The organism is Acidovorax sp. GW101-11A03 (assembly GCF_059424825.1).
The window spans coordinates 40,949-58,672 of record NZ_JBWKZU010000036.1; the positions used below are offsets into that span (position 1 = coordinate 40,949).

General features: G+C 65.7%; 15 protein-coding genes. 3 read left to right on the top strand and 12 right to left on the bottom strand.

Going from position 1 to position 17,724, the window contains the following annotated elements; all coding sequences use genetic code 11:
- Nucleotides 1-3: 3 nt before the first annotated feature.
- From AC07Z7_RS15705 to AC07Z7_RS15755, 11 genes are read right to left on the bottom strand one after another with little or no spacing between them, the layout of a single operon-like run.
- Nucleotides 4-1,020, bottom strand: a complete 1,017-nt coding sequence (locus tag AC07Z7_RS15705; RefSeq protein WP_494766817.1) for a Bug family tripartite tricarboxylate transporter substrate binding protein — start codon at nucleotides 1,018-1,020, stop codon at nucleotides 4-6.
- Nucleotides 1,017-2,177 (bottom strand): MFS transporter, encoded by a 1,161-nt coding sequence (locus AC07Z7_RS15710; RefSeq protein ID WP_494766818.1) that lies wholly within the window; start codon nucleotides 2,175-2,177, stop codon nucleotides 1,017-1,019. Before AC07Z7_RS15710 ends, AC07Z7_RS15705 begins: the two co-directional genes overlap by 4 nt.
- Nucleotides 2,178-2,189: 12 nt before the next feature.
- On the bottom strand, nucleotides 2,190-3,320 hold the full coding sequence (locus AC07Z7_RS15715; protein ID WP_494766819.1) for an FAD-dependent oxidoreductase: 1,131 nt from the start codon (nucleotides 3,318-3,320) through the stop codon (nucleotides 2,190-2,192).
- Nucleotides 3,317-3,667, bottom strand: coding sequence for a Rieske (2Fe-2S) protein (locus AC07Z7_RS15720; RefSeq protein WP_094291571.1), 351 nt, complete (start codon nucleotides 3,665-3,667; stop codon nucleotides 3,317-3,319). The genes AC07Z7_RS15715 and AC07Z7_RS15720 overlap by 4 nt, the downstream gene beginning before the upstream one ends.
- A gap of 9 nt (nucleotides 3,668-3,676) precedes the next feature.
- Complete coding sequence (locus AC07Z7_RS15725) at nucleotides 3,677-4,618, bottom strand: VOC family protein (RefSeq protein ID WP_494766820.1); 942 nt, start codon at nucleotides 4,616-4,618, stop codon at nucleotides 3,677-3,679.
- Between the two features lie 46 nt (nucleotides 4,619-4,664).
- Nucleotides 4,665-5,828, bottom strand: coding sequence for an alpha/beta hydrolase family protein (locus tag AC07Z7_RS15730; protein ID WP_494766821.1), 1,164 nt, complete (start codon nucleotides 5,826-5,828; stop codon nucleotides 4,665-4,667).
- A gap of 4 nt (nucleotides 5,829-5,832) precedes the next feature.
- Nucleotides 5,833-6,330, bottom strand: coding sequence for a nuclear transport factor 2 family protein (locus AC07Z7_RS15735; protein ID WP_494766822.1), 498 nt, complete (start codon nucleotides 6,328-6,330; stop codon nucleotides 5,833-5,835).
- 19 nt (nucleotides 6,331-6,349) lie between these two features.
- The gene (locus AC07Z7_RS15740; protein ID WP_494766823.1) at nucleotides 6,350-8,749 is read right to left on the bottom strand and encodes an efflux RND transporter permease subunit; all 2,400 of its coding nucleotides are present in this window, start codon (nucleotides 8,747-8,749) and stop codon (nucleotides 6,350-6,352) included.
- Nucleotides 8,746-9,780, bottom strand: coding sequence for a WD40/YVTN/BNR-like repeat-containing protein (locus AC07Z7_RS15745; RefSeq protein ID WP_494766824.1), 1,035 nt, complete (start codon nucleotides 9,778-9,780; stop codon nucleotides 8,746-8,748). The genes AC07Z7_RS15740 and AC07Z7_RS15745 overlap by 4 nt, the downstream gene beginning before the upstream one ends.
- A gap of 13 nt (nucleotides 9,781-9,793) precedes the next feature.
- Nucleotides 9,794-11,146 (bottom strand): DUF1329 domain-containing protein, encoded by a 1,353-nt coding sequence (locus tag AC07Z7_RS15750; protein ID WP_094291577.1) that lies wholly within the window; start codon nucleotides 11,144-11,146, stop codon nucleotides 9,794-9,796.
- A 14-nt stretch (nucleotides 11,147-11,160) separates the two neighbouring features.
- A complete protein-coding gene (locus AC07Z7_RS15755) occupies nucleotides 11,161-12,825 on the bottom strand; it encodes a DUF1302 domain-containing protein (RefSeq protein ID WP_494766825.1) in 1,665 nt (554 codons plus the stop codon).
- Nucleotides 12,826-12,979: 154 nt separating this feature from the next.
- On the opposite strand from AC07Z7_RS15755, the gene AC07Z7_RS15760 reads away from it, so the two are divergent.
- Nucleotides 12,980-13,891 carry a LysR family transcriptional regulator gene (locus tag AC07Z7_RS15760; RefSeq protein WP_494766826.1) on the top strand — a complete coding sequence of 304 codons (912 nt, stop codon included), beginning with the start codon at nucleotides 12,980-12,982 and terminating at the stop codon, nucleotides 13,889-13,891.
- 3 nt (nucleotides 13,892-13,894) lie between these two features.
- Here AC07Z7_RS15760 and glmS read toward each other — a convergent pair whose 3' ends face one another.
- Nucleotides 13,895-15,820 carry a glutamine--fructose-6-phosphate transaminase (isomerizing) gene (glmS, locus tag AC07Z7_RS15765; RefSeq protein ID WP_494766827.1) on the bottom strand — a complete coding sequence of 642 codons (1,926 nt, stop codon included), beginning with the start codon at nucleotides 15,818-15,820 and terminating at the stop codon, nucleotides 13,895-13,897.
- Nucleotides 15,821-15,955: 135 nt separating this feature from the next.
- Here glmS and AC07Z7_RS15770 point away from each other — a divergent pair, with 135 nt between their 5' ends.
- On the top strand, nucleotides 15,956-16,447 hold the full coding sequence (locus tag AC07Z7_RS15770; protein WP_494766828.1) for an Lrp/AsnC family transcriptional regulator: 492 nt from the start codon (nucleotides 15,956-15,958) through the stop codon (nucleotides 16,445-16,447).
- Between the two features lie 150 nt (nucleotides 16,448-16,597).
- Nucleotides 16,598-17,650 carry a sensor domain-containing diguanylate cyclase gene (locus AC07Z7_RS15775; RefSeq protein ID WP_494766829.1) on the top strand — a complete coding sequence of 351 codons (1,053 nt, stop codon included), beginning with the start codon at nucleotides 16,598-16,600 and terminating at the stop codon, nucleotides 17,648-17,650.
- Nucleotides 17,651-17,724: the final 74 nt, after the last annotated feature.

The following is a 17,724-nucleotide window of genomic DNA, read 5'->3' on the forward strand; positions in this document are numbered from 1 at the left end:
GGCTCACTCGGGCACCACGCCCACGGTGCGGGCGAGGGCATGGTGGATCTGGATTTCGGATTGGTAAAACTTGTCGAGGGCGGGCAGCGACAGCGGTTCCTGGGGCTCGGTGCCATTGGCGCGCAGAAAGCTCTGGACCTTGGGGTCGCGCAGGCCCACACCGAAGGCCTGGTGCAGGCGATGCACCGCCGCATCGGGGGTATGGCGCGCCACCAGCAGCGCACCCCAGGCGGTGTATTCAAAGCCCTTGAGCGCTGCAGACTGCTGGCTCAGCGGTGCGACGTGCGGCAGCAGCGAAGGCGCCTTGGCGGCGGTGCAGCCGAAGGCACGCAGCTTGCCCGTCTCCAGCATGTTCAGCGCCGCGCCCCCCAGTGGCACAAAGGACAGATCGATCTGATTGCCCATGAGGTCCTGCACCACCGGTGGCACGCCCCGGTACGGCACATGCACCAGCGGCACGCCACACAGGCGTGCCCACTGGGTCCCCATCAGGTGGATCATCGAGCCTTGCCCAATGTGCCCGAAAGTCAGTGGCTTGCCAGCAGCAGCCGCTTGCCGCGCCATGTCCAGCAACTGCGCATGGGTGGTGGCGGGCATGTCGGCCCGGCCTGCCAGCACGTAGCTGGTGCGCCCCAGTGTGCCGATGGCGCGCATCTGCTCGGGCTTGTAGCGCGCGCTGGCCAGCGACAACGGGGTGAGGATGGGCTCGGTCTGCGAAACCACCACCACCGTCGCACCATCGGCAGGCGCGTTCAGCATGCGCTGTACACCGATGGAGCCACCGGCGCCCGGCAGGTTCTCGATGACGATGGTCTGACCCAGTTCGCGCTGCATCACCGTCTGGAGCTTGCGAGCGAACACATCACTGGGGTTACCCGCAGGCTGGGGAACGATGAAGGTGATGTGCCGACCCGGCTGCGCTTGGACCCACGGCGCAGCCATGCCCGCTGCAGTCGCTACCAGGCAGGCACGGCGGCTGAGCCGGGGCTGCGTCTGCGCAAAGGCAACGGGGCTGCTCATGCCATGCCTTTCACTGCGCCTGCAGTACCCGGGGCACGGTGGATGCGTGCAAATGCATAGACCGCCACCGCGTCTATCACCAAAGCCGCAACCCCCAGGCTGCCATAGCCCCAGGCCTTGACCAAGGTGCCGCCGAGGATGGGCCCAATGGCCGCACCGAACATGAGCATGGCGGGGGTGGCGGCCAAGGCTCGGCCGCTGGGGTCCAGCCGCGCCAGCACGCCAAAGGCAAAGGTGTGCGTGAAGATCATCACGGCCGCAAACACGGCGGCGGCTGCGGCATAGGGCGCAAACACGGGCGAGTTCATGATCACCACCACCAGCAAGGCCTGGAGCGCAGGTCCCGACAGCAGAACGCTGCGGGCAGCCCAGCGCTTTTCCAGCACAGCGGCCAACGCTGCGGGAAAGAGGTTGACGACGCCCAGGGCAATCAGCACGCCGGTGACGGCCTGAAGTCCGTAGCCCCGGTCACTGCCCACGCGCTCCAGAAAGCTGAAGGTCATGGACTGCACCAGGCCCAGCGCCGCAATGCCCAACACGCCCCACCAGACCGCAGCGGGCAGAGGCGCAGCCGGAGCCCGCGAAGTGGCCGCGCCGCCTACGCTGTCGGCCTCGGGAAACGCCAGAGCCGCCACCACCGCGCCCACTGCCATGACGCCGGCAAAGACCTGGAACAACGCGGGTCCACCCAGCTTGGCCACCAGCACGGGGGTGCCCCCCAGGAACGCGATGGCAAATACCCCCAGTGCCATGCCCACCAGGGCGAACATGCGGTGGGGGTTGGGGCTGCGGGCAATGGTGCCATGGGTAACGCTCAGGGCCGTGCCCGCAGCAATACCTGCCCCCGCATGCAGCAGCGCCAACAAGGCGAACTGGGTGGTGGTGGACGCCACGGCAAACGCCACGGCCGCGCCGGCAAAGCCGCAGGTCGCCACGGTGCGCCCGCGCAACAACTGAAAGAACGGCGCTAACACCAGGCTGGCGGCCACCGCTCCAGCCAAAAACAGCGTCGCCAGCAAGCCGGCCTGCTGCGGGTCGAAGCGGTACACCGATATCAGCGTGCCCACCCAGACGGGCAAGGCCACCAGATCCACCATGCCTGCGCAGTGGCCCACCATCAGGGCCACCCGGCCCCGCAGCGATTGGGTTGTGATCATGCGCACCTCGCCTCAGATGGGTTGGGACAACGCCATGAGGGACTCGCGCATGATGCGCGAGTGCTCCTCCTTGTCGCCGCCTTCGATCTCGATCTCACCCAGTCGGGCGGAGTTTTCGACCACCATGCGGCAACGCTCCCAGCGGCGGGCTTCGAAGGCCGACAACGCAGTCGGCACATCGCCCGCCTCCGCCAGTTCATCGGCCAGCACCAAGGCGTCCTCGATCCCGATGCAGGCCCCGGACGCCAGATGCGGCGTGGTGGCGTGCACCGTGTCACCAATCAGCACCACCCGGCCGCGCGACCACGGGCGTGGCATGAGCAGGCCTTCGAGCGGACGAAAAACGATCTGTGAGTCCGGTCCGATCTGGCTGCGGATGGACTGCAGCGTGGGTGCGGAAAACCCGTCGAGCAATGCGCGCAAACGGTCCGCAAAGGTGGCCGGATCAACATGGTCGTTGGTCGGGCGCGGCTCGGTGACAAAGAGGTACATCTCGGTCTTGGAGACAGGGTTCACGCCGGGTTTGATCTTCGGGCCCATCCACATCGTGGCGGTGTCGATCTCTGGCGGCCTGGGCAGGACGGCGCGCCATACGGCCTGGCCGCTGTAGCGCGGCTGGGGGGCGTTTTCAAACACCGCTTCACGCACCTTGGAGTACAGACCGTCGGCACCAATCACCAAGTCATAGCGCTGGCGCTGTCCGTCGGTGAAAGTGACCTGCACGCCGTTGGCCTCTTGCTCAATGGCAGAGAAGGTGCAGCCGAGGCGGACGTTGGTGCCCGCCGCGCGGGTGGCCTCGGCCAGGATGCGGGCCAGCACCGGGCGCATGATGGCGCCGCCGCCTGGAACATCGCCCCCCGCAATGCGGGGCGTGGGCAAGGTGGCCACCAGAGGGCCGTGGGGCAGGTGCAGATTCACGCCGTCCGAGGCGTTGCCCTGCGCCAGAAACGCTTCGAGAATTCCCAGGCGCCGAAACGCCCGCAGCGTGGCGCCCCCCAGGCTGATGCCCGCACCGTAGCTGCGCCAGCCGGGGTCGATCTCTACCAGGTCCACCTGGGCACCCTGCTTGCGCAGTTCGATGGCGGCAGCCATGCCGGAAAAGCCCCCGCCGATGATCAAAATGCGTTGGTGAGAAAGGCTCATGGGTTTGTCTCCTTGTGATTGGTAGGGGCGATGTGGATCTCGCCGTTCGCTTGTACTGTCAATGGCACGGGCACCAAGGCGTCGCCCAGGCACGGGCCCAAGGTACACAGCCCATTGGTGATGTCAAATAGCGCGCCGTGTGCCGCGCAGACGATGCGATCGCCTGCTGCATTCAGGTACTTGTCCTTGCGCCATGCCATGGGGGTGTCCAGGTGGGGGCACAGATCGGCATAGGCGTACAGCCGCTCGCCCTGGCGCACGATGAGCACCGTGTCCTGCCCACGGCCTGCGGGGTCAAAGCCCCGCGACTCACCATCGGGCAGATCGTTCCAGTGGCAGAGCTTCATGGTCGGCTCTCAGTGCGGTGCACCCGCAGGTGGCGGGCCCGAAGGCGCCCACTTCTCGCGGTGTTGAAAGAGGAAGAGCTGCGAAGCATCGGCACTCATCGGCACTTCGCGCGCGGCCCAGGTGTCGTCATGCTGGTCCATGTCGGCGTCGTACTCCACATGGCAACCCAGGGGCGAGTTGAAGTACCAGAACCAGTTGCTGCCAAACTTGTGGCGCCCCGGCCCCCAGAAGCTCTGGTAGCCCTTTTCGACAAAGCGGGTGCCCGCCAGCAATACATCGGTGGGGCCACCCATGTGGAAGGTGAAGTGTTCGCAGCCCTTCATGAACGGCGGTGTCTGGATCATGAACAAGGTGTGGTGGTCTTGCGTGCCCGCAGGGCGCAAGAACGGTCCCACACCCGTGAAGCGATCGGTGCACACAAAGCCCAGTCGGACGTAGAACGCCTCGGCCTTGGCCGCGTCGGGCACGAAATACACCACATGCGACAGCGAACGGGGCCGCGCCGCCATGTCGGGCGACAGGCCCAGGGCGTTGGGCCCACGCTGCGGGACGGCACCGGGCGCGTTCACGGCCTCGGCAGGCAATGCCAGCGGCTTGCGCACCGTGACCTGGAAAGCGAGGGCAAAGCCCAAGTCATCGATGGTCCGCAGCACGCCGCCCTGGCGCACCACGGCGCGGTCGCGCGCCAGCTCGGCTTCGATGGCGTCGAGCGTGGCCGCATCTGCGACCCCGTAGACCGTTTCGCGCAACATGCTGGCAGTGCCCAGCGCGGGTGGCAGAGAAGGGTCGCCCTGAGAGCGGATCTCCACGCATGTGCCGTCCAGCGCTTCAAAGCGCCCACCAGCAGCGGTGACGCCCACGGGAGTGAGTCCGTAGTCGGTGAGGTACTGGGCGCAGGCAGCGACGTCGTCCACGCCAAAAACGAGCGCGTCGGGTCCAATGATGTTCATCTGTTGATCCTTGGTGGTAGAGGTTGTCAGGGCAGGTCCGGGGCTCTCAGGCGGTATGACCACCCAGGATCTGGGCCACCCAGTCGGCGATGTAGTGGCCGGCGTTGATGCTGTTGTCAAAGCTGGCGTGCTGCACGCCGCCTTCACGGTCGGTGAAGATCTTGAGTTCGCGCTTCGGGCTGTTGACCAGCTGCTCATAGGTGCGGTGCGCCCACTTGAGCGGGATCTGCGAGTCGCGCTCGCCGTGCGTGACCAGGAAAGGCACCTTGATCTTCTCGACCACGCCATCGAGGTGCACGTTTTCAGCGATGTGCATGAATTCGTCCACGTCCTTGGCGCCCCAGACCCAGCACACGTGAGCCCAGTAGTGCGGCACGGGGAAGTCGCCTTCCTTCTCCAACCGGCGCTTTTGCACATCACGCCAGTCGTGGTTGGCGCCCCAGGCTACGCCGCAGGCAAAACGCGGCTCCATGGCCACGGCGCGCGGGCAGTAGTAGCCGCCCAGCGAAACGCCCTCGCAGCCGATGCGCTTCGGGTCCACGTCGGGGTGCTGCTCCAGCCAGTCCACCACGCGGCTCGCCCAGTGTTCGGTGTCGTACCGTGCCGTCAGCCCGTGCAGCCGCAGCGCCTCGCCGGTACCCGGCTGGTCCACTACCAGAGAGGACACACCACGTTGGGCTAGCCATGCTGGCAACCCGACCAGATACTTCATTTCCTTGGTCGAATCCAGGCCGTTTAGCTGCACGAGCAATGGCGCCCGCTCCCCCGATTTCAGACCATGGGCCGGGTAGTACAGCGCCGACAGGTGCTTGCCTTCATAGGGAATCTCCACACGCTGCACCCGATCGCCCAGCAGGCGTGAGCCCTTGAGGAACAGCTCCAGCTCGCGCTCGTAAATGGCCAGTCGGCCCGGAGCGCTGTGCGCCTGCAGGCGCTCTGCGGTGATGAGATAGCTGGAGGCGCGGCGGTATTTCTCGCCAGCTGAATACAGCCAGCCGCGCGCTTCATCTTCTTCGGCCAAGCCGCAGAGCTTGTCCGCCATGCGCACCCAGGTTTCACGGAAGGCCTGCGTGCCAGCGGCATCGGGCGCCTTGGCGGCCTCTTGCAGCGGAGCGCACATCTCCTCGATTTCACCGATGCGTGCGCCCATCTCGATGGCCAGATCGACCGAGAGGTTCCAGACGTAGTTGGTAGGAAAGTACTTGAACATAGGATCACTTTGCGGGGGCTTGGGAGGCACGCGGGCCAATGCCCAGCGTGCCAAAAAAGACGGCCGTGGGCGCGTCGGAAAAGTCGGGGACAAAGTGGAAGGACTGGATCCGTCCATCGGTCACACGGAGCACATCGCGGCCCACGATGCGTTCCACACCGGCGCGGCGATACAGCTCGCTGCGCACCTCCAGCAGTGCAGACACCCGGTCCCCATCCACCTCGGTGCTCAGCAGAGACAAGCGGGCCTGCGGCCAAACCACCGTGGCGTCGATGTAGTGCGCCAGGCAGCTGGGGTTGTCCATGGACGGGGTGCAGCCGGGAAAGTCCGATCGCTCCACCTCCGGCGCGATGAGCGCGCGCACGGCGGCCATGTCACCCGCGTGCACTGCGGCGATATAGCGATCCAGCACTGCGGCCGGTTGGGGGCTGGGCTGGGCCTGCGCGTTGACGCATGCCAGCAACAGACCGGCAGCAACGCACATCGTGTGGGTCGTGGTCATGGTTCGTCCTCGTTGTCAGTCAATGAGCGCCCTGCGGCACCCCGTGCACACCGCGCCCAGTCGCGCGGACGTTGGCGATGGGCGTCGCAGGCTTCAGTAAAAAGTGGGCTAGTGCGGGCAACAACACCAGCGCCCCCAGCATGTTCCAGAGGAACATGAACGCCAGCAGCAAGCCCATGTCGGCCTGGAACTTGATCGGGCTCGCCACCCAGGTGATCACGCCCACAGCCAGCGTGACGCCCGTCAGCATCACGACCTTGCCGGTGAACAGCAGGGCGCGGTAGTACGCCTCCGACAGGCTCTTGCCTTCGCGCAGTTGCGACAGCGTTATGGACAGGATGTAGAGCGCGTAGTCCACGCCGATGCCCACGCCCAGCGCAATCACCGGCAGCGTGGCGACCTTTACGCCCATGCCCAACGCCACCATCAACGCTTCGGCCAGGAAGGACGTGACCACCAGCGGCAGCACGGCCACCACCACCGCCTTCCACGAGCGGAAGGTCACAAAACACAGCACGACCACCGCCCCGTACACCATGAGCAGCATGGTTCGCCACGCGTCCTTGACCACGATGTTGGTGGCCGCCTCAATGCCCGCAGACCCGGCGGCCAGCAGAAACTTGGTGTCTGCCGTGTTGTTGCGCTGGGCAAAGGCCTCGATGTGGCCCACGACGCGCGCCAGGGTGTCGGCCTTGTGGTCGCGCAGATAGACGTACACCGTCAACAACCCACAGGCATCGTTGTAGAGCCCACGGGGCGCGCTGGCCGTCACGGTGTTGAGCATGTCCTGGTTGGGCAAGAACTCGTACCACCGTGGGTTGCCTTCGTTGAGGCCCGACAGCACCCGGCGGTTGAGCAGGGAGAGCGAGTTGGTGCTCTCGACGCCGTCGATCTGGCGCAGCTCCCATTCGAGCGCATCGACCTTGTTCAGCGCATCGAAGTGGGAGCACTGGCCCTCAGGCGTCTTGACCATCACCGCCAGCACGTCACTGCCTGCGCCATAGGCTGCGTTCATGAATCCCACATCGCGGTTGTAGCGGCTGTCTGCGCGCAACTCGGGCGCCCCCGGGTCCAGGTCGCCAATCTTGAGCTGCGTGCTGACAAGAAAGCCCCCCACCCCCATGACCAGCCCGGCGGCCACGGCCACCGTGGCCCAGGGCCGCTGGGTGAAGCGGTCGAGCAGAGCCCACAGCGGGTGTTTGGCAGCGCCTGCCGCATCGGCCTGCTCGGCGCGCAGGCTGCGCTCGGCAGCCACCGCACTGACACCGGTGTAGCTCAACATGATGGGCAGCAGGATCAGGTTGGTGAAGATCAGCACGGCTACGCCAATCGACGCGGCAATGGCCAGTTCACGGATCACCTGGATGTCGATGACCAGCAGCACGGCAAACCCCACCGCGTCTGCCAGCAGTGCCGTCAAGCCCGCGAGGAACAGGCGCCGGAAGGTGAACCGCGCCGCCACCAGTTTGTCCACGCCCCGTCCCACGTCCTGCATGATGCCGTTCATCTTTTGCGCACCATGGCTCATGCCAATGGCAAACACCAGAAACGGCACCAGGATGGAATACGGGTCGAGTGCATACCCCAGCAAAGGCAGCAGGCCCAGCTGCCACACCACGGCCACCAGCGACGCCAGCACCACCAGCAGCGTGGAACGGATGCAGCGCGTGTACCAGAACACCATGGCCGTGGCGATGGCCACCGCGATGGCAAAGAACACCAGCACGGCACGCACACCATCAATCAGGTCGCCCACGATCTTGGCAAAGCCGGTGATGTGGATCGCCACGCCTTCGGCCTCGTACTTGACACGCAACGTCTCCAGCTGCCGCGACAGCAGGGCGTAGTCGAGCGACTGGCCCTGGGCATCCTTGGCCAGCAGGGGCACAAAGATCACGGTCGATGCGGCATCGCGCGCCACCGTCTGGCCGATCTCTCCGGAGCGTGCCACGTTCGCCGCCAGTTGCTGCAGCTTGGCTGACGATCCATCAAAACCATCGGGGATGACCGGCCCGCCTTCCAGCCCATCTTCGGTGACACCCACCCAGCGTGTGGTGGGGGTCCACAGCGACTTCATCCGCGTACGGTCCACACCCGGCAGCAAGAAGACTTCGTCAGACAGGCGGCGCAGGGTGTCCAGGTACTGCGCGTCATAGATGTTGCCCTGGGGGCGGGCAACGGCCACGCGCACCGCATTGCCCAGGCCACTGAGCTCCGACTGGTAGGCCAGAAAATTCTGGATGTAGGGGTGGCTAGCGGGAATGGTTTTCTCAAAACTCGCATTGAGCTGCAGCCGCGTGGCCTGCCAGCCCAGCAGGGCAGTGACCAGGGCACACAACAGCACCACCACGGCGCGGTGGTTGAACAGCGCCCGCTCGATCAGCGAGCCCGATCGGGTATCGAAGGACGGCGTGCTCATGGCTGCGCCCCCTGTGTCACCACGGGCACCACACCGGCTACGCCCAGCGCGAGCAAAGAACCCTCGCGCTGCGGCAGCAGTGCAGACGGCATGGGCACGGGCGCAGCGTTCAGCGGCACCAGTGCATCGCCCTGCTGGCGCAGCACAGCGCCCGCCTGGGTGGCAAACCACAGACCGCCCTTGCCGTCGTCGGCCACGGCAGTGATCGTGCTCTGCGTGGGCGAAACCAGCTGCGACCAAGTGTTGCCCGCGTCGCCCGTGCGCCAGGCGTTACCCCGCAGGCCCGCCAGGACCGCGTGCCCGTTGGCTTGCAGCTCGCCCGCAAACCAGCTGCCCTTGTAGGGCGATGGCAAGGCCTCGAACGTAGCGCCGCCGTCGCTAGAGCGGGCGAGCAGCCCCTGCTCACCCGCCAGCAGCAGGGTATTACCCTGGCGTCGCGCCACATACCAGTGCAGGGCCTTGGGATTGGGCAACCTGCCCATCCAGGGCGCCCAGGTCTGTCCACCATCGGCGGTGTAGAAGGCCAAGCCATAAGCGCCCACCGCCAGCATGCGCTGGGCGTCCCACACCACCACATCCATGAAGGGCTTGTCCGGGCCATCGGCCACCAGGCGCTCTGCATCCTGCTGCGCCTGGGGCGTGGTGGCTGCCGCTTTGGCCAGTATGGCCAAGCGGCGACCGTCCAGCCGCAGCACCCAGCTGGCTCCCGCATCGGCCGTGGTCAGCACCGTGCCGCCATGGCCCACGGCCACACCGTGGCGCTCGTCCGCAAAACGCACCATCGTCAGGCTGACGCTGACCGGGCAGGCCGCCTGGCGCCAGGTCGCGCCCCGGTCGTCGGACAGCACGACCACCCCGCGCTCGCCCACCGCCACCAGCCGCTGCCCCGCAGTGGCCGCCGCCAGCAACACGGCACGCTGAGGTGCCTTCACACTCAGTGCAGGGCGCTGGAGAGCATCCCCCACCTGTGCGAAGGCGCAGCCCGCCCCCGCCGCAGCGATGGCTGCAGCTACACAGATCGCAATACGCATGGTTTCGTCCCGCTCAGCGGACGCCCTCGCCTGCCATGGCATCGGGCGAGAAGAAGCTGTCCGGGCGGCGCGGCACGATCTTGTAGTGCTGGTTCCGCTCGTTGACCACGCCGCTGGCATACCAGGCACCGGAGATCAGATCGTTGAAGCCCCACTGCTGCTGCGGCGTGGTGGCAGGAAGGTCAGGCATCACCACCGGGTGGGACCAGATGGTCTTCCACAGCTGGCCCTTGGCATCCCAGCGGTCGCCCAGCACGGCCACCCAGGTGTCTTCGTCCACGTAGTAGCGGCTCTTGGGTGCCTGGTGGCGCTGGCCGGGCTTGAGGGTGGCCTCCACCACCCACACGCGGTGCAGCTCCCAGCGCACGTGGTCGGGGTTCAGGTGATTGGCCAATAGCACATCGCTGTCCTTGGTGGGCGTATGCAGGCGGTTGCTGTTGTAGGGGATCAGCATCTCCTGCTTGCCCACGACCTTCCAGTCAAAGCGGTCGTTGCGCCCGGCAAAGACGTCGATTTCGTCGAAACTTGCCACGCCTGCGGTGGCAGGCGTGGGCGTGTCGCAGCAGGCATTGGGCAGCTTGCGCACACGGCGCTGCCCCGTCAGGTACACCCACGACGCGCTCTTGTCCTGGTCCAGGTGCGACCGGCCCGTGATGGCCTCGCCCGCACGCACCGGTGGGCCGCTGTTGACCAGGCGGATGGTCCAGTACTCGCCCGTGAACTTGTCGTGCTGGCCTTGGGCGTAGTAGGGCATCTGGAAGTCGCCACGCCCCTCCACCGACAGCACGCGCTGGCCGTTGGCCGTGCCCAGATAGCCCCGGAAGTCGGCCTGCCAGGCCTCTCCACGCCAGTGCAGTTCGTGGTTGGCCATGATCTCCTCGCCCGTCTTGGGGATGGGGAAGGGAATGCCTCCGTAGGCACCCGTCACCTTTTCGCCATCCAGCTTGGCCTGCGTGGCATTCTTGGCCGTGTAGTCATACACCCACTGCGGCGCGGCGGCAGTGCGATGCGTCTTGTACACATCCACCCGGAAGGTCTGCGGGTACTTCTTGAGCAGCGCCTGCGTGCCTTCGGTCAGCTTGCTCGCATGTTCGGCCATGTTGGCGGCGGTGACGCTGTACAGCGGCTTTTCGCCCGCAAACGGATCGCCCCGGCGCCCGCCATTCTGAAACCCCGCGATGGGGGTGGTATAGCCACCACTCCATGCCGGAATGGTCCCCTCCTTGTTGCCAGCGCGCTCGGCCCCCAGGGGGGTCAGCTCGGTTTTGAGTTTGGCGGCTTCCTCGGCGCTCACGGCGGCGTGTGCAGCGCCCAGGGCCACAGACGACAGCAGGCAGGCGCCCGCGATGTGCAGGTAGTGCTTCATGACAGAGTTCCAGATCAGAAGGTGGTGCGGACCGAGAGCGTCAGCGAGTTGCGGTCTTTGAGCGCTTGCTTGTATTGCGCGTTGTTGGCGGCATCGAGCGTGGGCGCGGCCTTGCCCAGGTAATGCACATAGTTCAGCGACACGTTCCATGTGCCCAGGTACACCCCGGCCAGACCGAGGTTGATGTCGCCGCCCTTGTCCACCCCAAACCCCGGGCCGACGGCTGACGAGGCGCCGAGCGTGTAGCCCATGCCGATGGAGGGGGTGAGATCCAGACCCGGCAGCACCTGCCGGTAGCTGGGCGAATACACCATGCGCACGCCAGTGGCCGATTTGTCGGCATTGGGGTTGAGCATCTGCGCATTGCGTGTGACCTTGGTGCGCTGGTTCCAGGCCACCTCGCCCACAAAGGACGCTTCGCGCGAAATCCACGAAGGGCCCAGCGATGCGATCCAGGACACTTGCGCGTGCGCGGTCTCGCCCACCGCGTAGCCCGGGTTGCTGTTGTTGTTGAGGCCCGCATTCACGCCAATGGTGGCCAGGGTGGACTGCCCAGAGCTGGCCAGGGGCGCGTTGTGGCGCACCGAGACTTCCCCAGCCAGTCCCCAGTTATCAATCGTTTTGGAGAAGCTGGCGCCATAGGCACGCACGCCCTCGTGGTACATCCAGCGGTAGCTGCTGGCCCTCAGCGCGGGGGGCAGGCCTACCAGCACGTTGTTGATGTTGCTGGGGGTGGTGGCGTGGTAGCGGATGGCATAGAAACCCAGATCGGTGTCGATGGACTCGACCCGCCAGCGCAGCTGCAAGCCGCCCTGGCCCGAGTTTTTGGCATCCAGGTCTGCCTGCCGGATGAACGTGCCCGTGGGCCCCGCATTGATGCGCTCTGCACCCGGGCCCAGCGAATCACTGGTCGAGAGGTAGGCCCCCACGGGCATCAGCCGGGTCTTCTCCCACTCGTAGTTCACATACGCGCCCACCGTCACCTCGGACGACAGCTGCACCTGCCCCGAGACCTTGCCGGTCGGCCGGGCCACTTCCTTGAAGGTGGAGTTGGGTACCGACAGCAGCTTGATCAGGTCCAGCGGGGCCTGGCCGCCCGCGATGCCGTTGGCGCCAAAGAACAGGCTCTCTCCCCACAACAGGGTGTGGCGGCCCAGGCGCACCGTGGCGGGCTTGTCGGCCACATCAAAGCGCCCGTACACAAAGGCGTCCAGCAGTTCGGCCTTGCGCCCCATGAGCTTGCGGGTCTCCGCCGGAAACTCGCTCGCAGGGCTGTGGTTGGACGTGAGGCTGGTGTTGTCCGTATGGCTGTTGTAGGCCTGGTCATACCAGGCCGCCGCACTCAGGCGCGCACCGTAGCGAGGGCCGGTCAGATCCAGCTCGCTGAGCAGGTCCACACGATTGGACACCACGCCGCGCTTGAAATTGTTGTTGCCATCGTTCTGGTTGGCCGTCACGGGCAACACGGAAGACAACTCAGGCAAGGCCGTGTTGAGGCGTCGGGTGAGGCTGTATTTGACGGTGTTGTCCCAGCGCAGCTTCCAGTCGGGGTTGCCAGTGTCCAGCTCGATGGCAGAAACACAGGGGGTAACAGCCAGAGTGGCAAGGGCCAGCGTGAGGCGGCTTCTGCGGCTTTGGGCAGCACCCCGCCGCACTGCGCCTGATGGGCAGTGTTTCATCATTTGTCTCCGTTCTGTTTATTTGGGAATCTGATGACCAAAGGGGCTGGACATCGGTTCGGTGGTTACTGTAGGGAGTAAGCTCACATTCGAAAAATGGATTTTTCAGATTCCATCAATTGATATCGCGGATATCAACGTTTACCCGTAGCCCATGCGATTCAACAAACTCGACCTGAACCTGCTGGTGGCGCTGGACGCGCTGCTGACCGAACGCAACATCAGCCGCGCGGGTGAGCGCATCCACTTGAGCCAGCCCGCCACCAGCAATGCGCTGGCGCGGCTGCGTACTTATTTCGACGATGAGTTGCTGGTGCCGCAGGGCCGTCAGATGGTGCTCACGCCCCGCGCTGAGGCGCTGCTGGACCCGGTGCGTGAAGTGCTGATGCGCATCGACAGCACCATCGCTGAGAAGCCCCGCTTTGACCCCTCTACCGACACCCGGAGCTTCACGCTGCTGGTGTCAGACTTCACCACCACCGTGTTCATGCAGCCGCTGATCGAGAGGCTGTTTCACGAAGCGCCCGGGGTCCAGGTGCATCTGCGGGCGCAAAACGCCCGCCCCGTGGAACAGCTGGAGGAGTACGGGGCCGACATGCTCATCATCCCCGAGCAATATGTGTCGGCCAAACACCCGAGCATGACGCTGTTCGAGGAGACATACATGTGCGTCACCTGGACGGGCAACCCGCACATCCAAGGCCAGCTCAGCTTTGACGACTACCTGGCGGCGGGACATGTGGTGGCCGACTACTCCGGCGCGCGGCAGATCCCCGCGTTCGATGGCTGGTTTCTGGAGCGCTTCGGCGTCAAGCGCCGCATCGAAGTCACCGCGCCCACCCTCGCATCCCTGCCCAGCCTGGTGATCGGCACGGCACGCATTGCCACCGTGCACAAGCGCCTTGCCCAGCGCGCACTGCAGTACGGGCTGCCCATTCAGGTGTGGGAGCCCCCACTGGAGATTCCCGTCATGCGCCAGACCTTACAATGGCACCGCCACCGTGACAAGGATCTGGCTTTGCAATGGCTGCGCGAACGGGCTGTGGAGGTCGCAGCCACTATCTGACGCTCACTCCACTGTGACGCTTTTGGCCAGGTTGCGGGGCTTATCGACATCCGTTCCCCGCGCACATGCCGTGTGGTACGCCAGCAGCTGCAGCGGCACCACGTGCAGCAGCGGGCTCAGCGGACCGTAGTGTTCCGGCATGCGGATCACGTGGATGCCTTCGCTGCTTTCGATGTGGGTGTCGCCATCGGCCAGCACATACAGCACGCCAGCGCGGGCGCGCACTTCCTGCATGTTGCTCTTGAGCTTTTCGAGCAGCGCGTCATTGGGCGCCACCGTCACCACCGGCATGGCGCTGGTCACCAGGGCCAGGGGGCCATGCTTGAGTTCGCCGGCCGGGTAGGCCTCGGCATGGATGTAGCTGATCTCCTTGAGCTTCAAGGCACCTTCCAGCGCGATGGGGTAGTGCAGGCCCCGGCCCAGGAAGAGTGCGTTTTCCATGCGGGCGAAGTCTTCGGCCCAGCTGATGAGCTGGGGTTCCAGTGCCAGCACGGCCTGCAGGGCCACGGGCAGGTGGCGCATGGCCTTGAGGTGGGCGGCTTCCTGTTCTTCGCTCAGGCGGCCCTTGCTTTGCGCCAGCGCGAGCGTCAGCAAGAACAGGCCCGCCAGTTGCGTGGTGAAGGCCTTGGTGCTGGCCACGCCGATCTCGACGCCAGCGCGCGTGATGTAAGCCAGCTTGCATTCGCGCACCATGGCGCTGGTGGCTACGTTGCAGATGGTCAGTGTGTGCTGCATGCCCAGAGACTGCGCGTGGCGCAGCGCGGCCAGGGTGTCGGCGGTTTCACCGCTCTGGGTGATGGTGACCACCAGGGTGCGCGGGTTGGGAACGCTGGTGCGGTAGCGGTATTCGCTGGCCACTTCGACCTGGGTGGGGATGCCCGCGATTTCTTCAAGCCAGTATTTGGCCGCGCACCCGCTGTAGTAGCTGGTGCCGCAGGCCAGGATGAGGACGTTGTCAATCTCCTTGAACACGCGCCAGGCAGCCGCGCCGGGCTGTCCGTTTTGGCTCGCGCCATCGAACAACTCGGGCACGATGCCCTCCACACCTTCGAGCGTGTCGGCAATCGCGCGCGGCTGCTCGAAGATTTCCTTTTGCATGTAGTGGCGATAAGGGCCCAGCTCGGCCGCACCGCTGTGGGCCTGCACGGTGCGCACGGGGCGCTGCGCGGGGGTCAACGCGGCGCCGTCCTTGCCCACGATCCAGTAGCGGCCCAGTTGCAAGTCCACCAGGTCGCCCTCTTCCAGGTAGACGATCTGGTCCGTCACGCCCGCCAGGGCCATCGCGTCGCTGGCCAGGAAATGCTCCCCCCCTGCGTTTCCAACCCCCAGGATCAGCGGCGAGCCCGCACGCGCGCCCACCACGCGGTGGGGTTCGTCCTTGTGGATCACCGCAATGGCGTAGGCGCCGTGCAGCTCGGCCACTGTGGCCCGCACGGCCTCGAACAGATCGCCGCTGTAGTGGCTGTCCACCAGGTGGGCGATGACCTCGGTGTCGGTCTGGCTGGCAAACACGTAGCCGCGTGCCTGCAGGCTGCGGCGCAGTTCTTCGTGGTTTTCGATGATGCCGTTGTGCACCAGCGCCACGCGGCCCGCCTGCTGGGTGGCAGCGTCAACGCCCAGGCCGTGGCTGAAGTGCGGGTGGGCGTTGTGCACGGCCGGGGCGCCGTGGGTGGCCCAGCGCGTGTGGGCGATGCCGGTGGCGCCATCGACATGTTCGGCCTGCACCTGCTCCAGCAGCTCGGCCACGCGGGCCGTGCTGCGGGCACGCTGCAAGCCACCACGTGCGGTGCCGTGGCGCGAGGCGTCGATGCTGGCGCCGTGCACGGCCACGCCGCAGGAGTCATAACCCCGGTACTCCAGCCGCTGCAGGCCCTGCACGAGGATAGGAACGATGTTACGCGTGGAGACTGCGCCGACGATGCCGCACATAGTGAATGCCTTGGTTGGAAAACGATGGAGCGATGGTAGGCAGCCACACAAGAAATGTTTGATTGATATTCAAATGAATTTGAACTTTAATTTCATCAAAACCCATCGATGAAATTTAAGTTCAAAATAACAATTATGACGGAACAAATCACACTGGACGCCACCGACCTGCAGCTGCTCAACCTGCTGCAAACCGACGCCGCACAAAGCAACCAGGCGCTGGCCGAGCAGGTGCATGTGTCGCCGCCCACCTGCCTGCGCCGCGTCAAGCGCCTGCAGGATGCGGGGCTGATCGAACGCCAGGTCGCCATCCTGCAGCCTGACCGGCTGGCCGCGCTGCAGGGCCACGGACTGGCCTGCATCGTCGAGGTGTCGCTGGACCGCCAAGGCGCCGAACAGCTCGACGCGTTCGAAGCCCGCGCCGTGGCCGACGACGCCGTGCAGCAATGCTGGCGCGTGTCGCCCGGCCCAGACTTTATGCTGGTGGTGCACACGCGCGACATGCCGGGGTACCTGGCGCTGTCGCAGCGGCTGTTTACGGGTGACGCCAATGTGCGCAATGTGAAGGCCTTCTTCGCCACCCGGCGCGCAAAATTTGACACGAAAGTGCCTCTTGCGCTCGACTGACAAGCGCTTCTAGCTATCAAATTTGATAGCTCAAACCCCTGCCAGAGCGCCTGGCGCCAGATGGTCATTTCTTGCTGGCATCGCCTGGATGTGCGCTGTAAGCTCCCGCGCATCCTTGACCTTTGCCCGTGCGGGCGCTCCCACAGACCGATGCCAACCTCCCGACGCCAGATGCCCCGCCGCATCTATCCACTGCGCATACTGGGCATGGGGCTGGGCGGCATGGTGGTGGGCGTGGTGCTATGGGAGCGCCAGGCCTCCGCCCTGGCTTGGCTGTGCATGGCGCTGCCCTGCTTTGCCTGGCCCCATGTGGCCTACCTGCTCACCCAGCGCAGCGCCGACCCCTACCGCACTGAAACCCGAAATCTGCTCATCGACTCGGCCCTGACCGCTGCGCTGGTGCCGCTCATGCATTTCAACCTGCTGCCCAGCGTGCTGCTGCTCACCCTGACCATGGTGGACAAGATCACCACCGGCATCCGGGGGCTGTGGGCGCGCGCCCTGGTGGCGATGCTGGGGGCAGGCGCCGCCAGCACCCTGCTCACCGGCATGCACTGGGCGCCCGAGACCTCCATGCGCGTGATGGTGGCCTGCCTGCCCGTGATGGTGCTGCACACGCTGTCCGTCAGCATCGTGAGCTACCAGCTCATCCGCAAGGCCACGCACAGCAACCTGATGCTCGACGAGCTGCGGCGCGTGGACGCGCTCACCGGCCTGTTCGGCCGTGGCCACTGGCAGGAACAGGCCGAAGCCGCGCTGCGCCGCCACCACACCACCGACGAGCCCGCCTGCATGCTGATGCTGGACATTGACCATTTCAAAAGCATCAACGACCTGCACGGCCACACCGTGGGGGACGAGGTGATCCGGGCCCTGGCCCACGTGGTGCGCGGCCATGTGCGCGCGGGCGACTGCGCGGGGCGCTTTGGCGGCGATGAATTTTCCATCGTGCTGCCCGGCATGCACGCCCGCGACGCCCTGGCGATTGCCCAGCGTATCCGCGAGCAGACCGAATGCGTGCGGCTGCGCCACCTGCCCGATCTGCGCATCACCAGCAGCATCGGCGTGGCCCCGGCCGACCACCGCCACAGCAACCTGCGCGCCTGGATCGATGCGGCCGACGCGGCGCTGTATGTGGCCAAGCACGAGGGGCGCAACCGCGTTTCGGGCTACATGGAACCTGCGCTGGCGCCAGCGGTGTAAACGCGTTTACCGAAAGACCCCGGCTCTTACACAGCGGCTGCAGCCGCTGTGGCCTCAGGCCACCCCACCCGCAC

Bases quoted from the DNA above. Each gene is read 5' to 3' on its own strand.
- AC07Z7_RS15705 (WP_494766817.1), bottom strand. From the start codon at position 1,020: ATGAGCAGCCCCGTTGCCTTTGCGCAGACGCAGCCCCGGCTCAGCCGC.
- AC07Z7_RS15710 (WP_494766818.1), bottom strand. From the start codon at position 2,177: ATGATCACAACCCAATCGCTGCGGGGCCGGGTGGCCCTGATGGTGGGC.
- AC07Z7_RS15715 (WP_494766819.1), bottom strand. From the start codon at position 3,320: ATGAGCCTTTCTCACCAACGCATTTTGATCATCGGCGGGGGCTTTTCC.
- AC07Z7_RS15720 (WP_094291571.1), bottom strand. From the start codon at position 3,667: ATGAAGCTCTGCCACTGGAACGATCTGCCCGATGGTGAGTCGCGGGGC.
- AC07Z7_RS15725 (WP_494766820.1), bottom strand. From the start codon at position 4,618: ATGAACATCATTGGACCCGACGCGCTCGTTTTTGGCGTGGACGACGTC.
- AC07Z7_RS15730 (WP_494766821.1), bottom strand. From the start codon at position 5,828: ATGTTCAAGTACTTTCCTACCAACTACGTCTGGAACCTCTCGGTCGAT.
- AC07Z7_RS15735 (WP_494766822.1), bottom strand. From the start codon at position 6,330: ATGACCACGACCCACACGATGTGCGTTGCTGCCGGTCTGTTGCTGGCA.
- AC07Z7_RS15740 (WP_494766823.1), bottom strand. From the start codon at position 8,749: ATGAGCACGCCGTCCTTCGATACCCGATCGGGCTCGCTGATCGAGCGG.
- AC07Z7_RS15745 (WP_494766824.1), bottom strand. From the start codon at position 9,780: ATGCGTATTGCGATCTGTGTAGCTGCAGCCATCGCTGCGGCGGGGGCG.
- AC07Z7_RS15750 (WP_094291577.1), bottom strand. From the start codon at position 11,146: ATGAAGCACTACCTGCACATCGCGGGCGCCTGCCTGCTGTCGTCTGTG.
- AC07Z7_RS15755 (WP_494766825.1), bottom strand. From the start codon at position 12,825: ATGAAACACTGCCCATCAGGCGCAGTGCGGCGGGGTGCTGCCCAAAGC.
- AC07Z7_RS15760 (WP_494766826.1), top strand. From the start codon at position 12,980: ATGCGATTCAACAAACTCGACCTGAACCTGCTGGTGGCGCTGGACGCG.
- glmS (WP_494766827.1), bottom strand. From the start codon at position 15,820: ATGTGCGGCATCGTCGGCGCAGTCTCCACGCGTAACATCGTTCCTATC.
- AC07Z7_RS15770 (WP_494766828.1), top strand. From the start codon at position 15,956: ATGACGGAACAAATCACACTGGACGCCACCGACCTGCAGCTGCTCAAC.
- AC07Z7_RS15775 (WP_494766829.1), top strand. From the start codon at position 16,598: ATGCCAACCTCCCGACGCCAGATGCCCCGCCGCATCTATCCACTGCGC.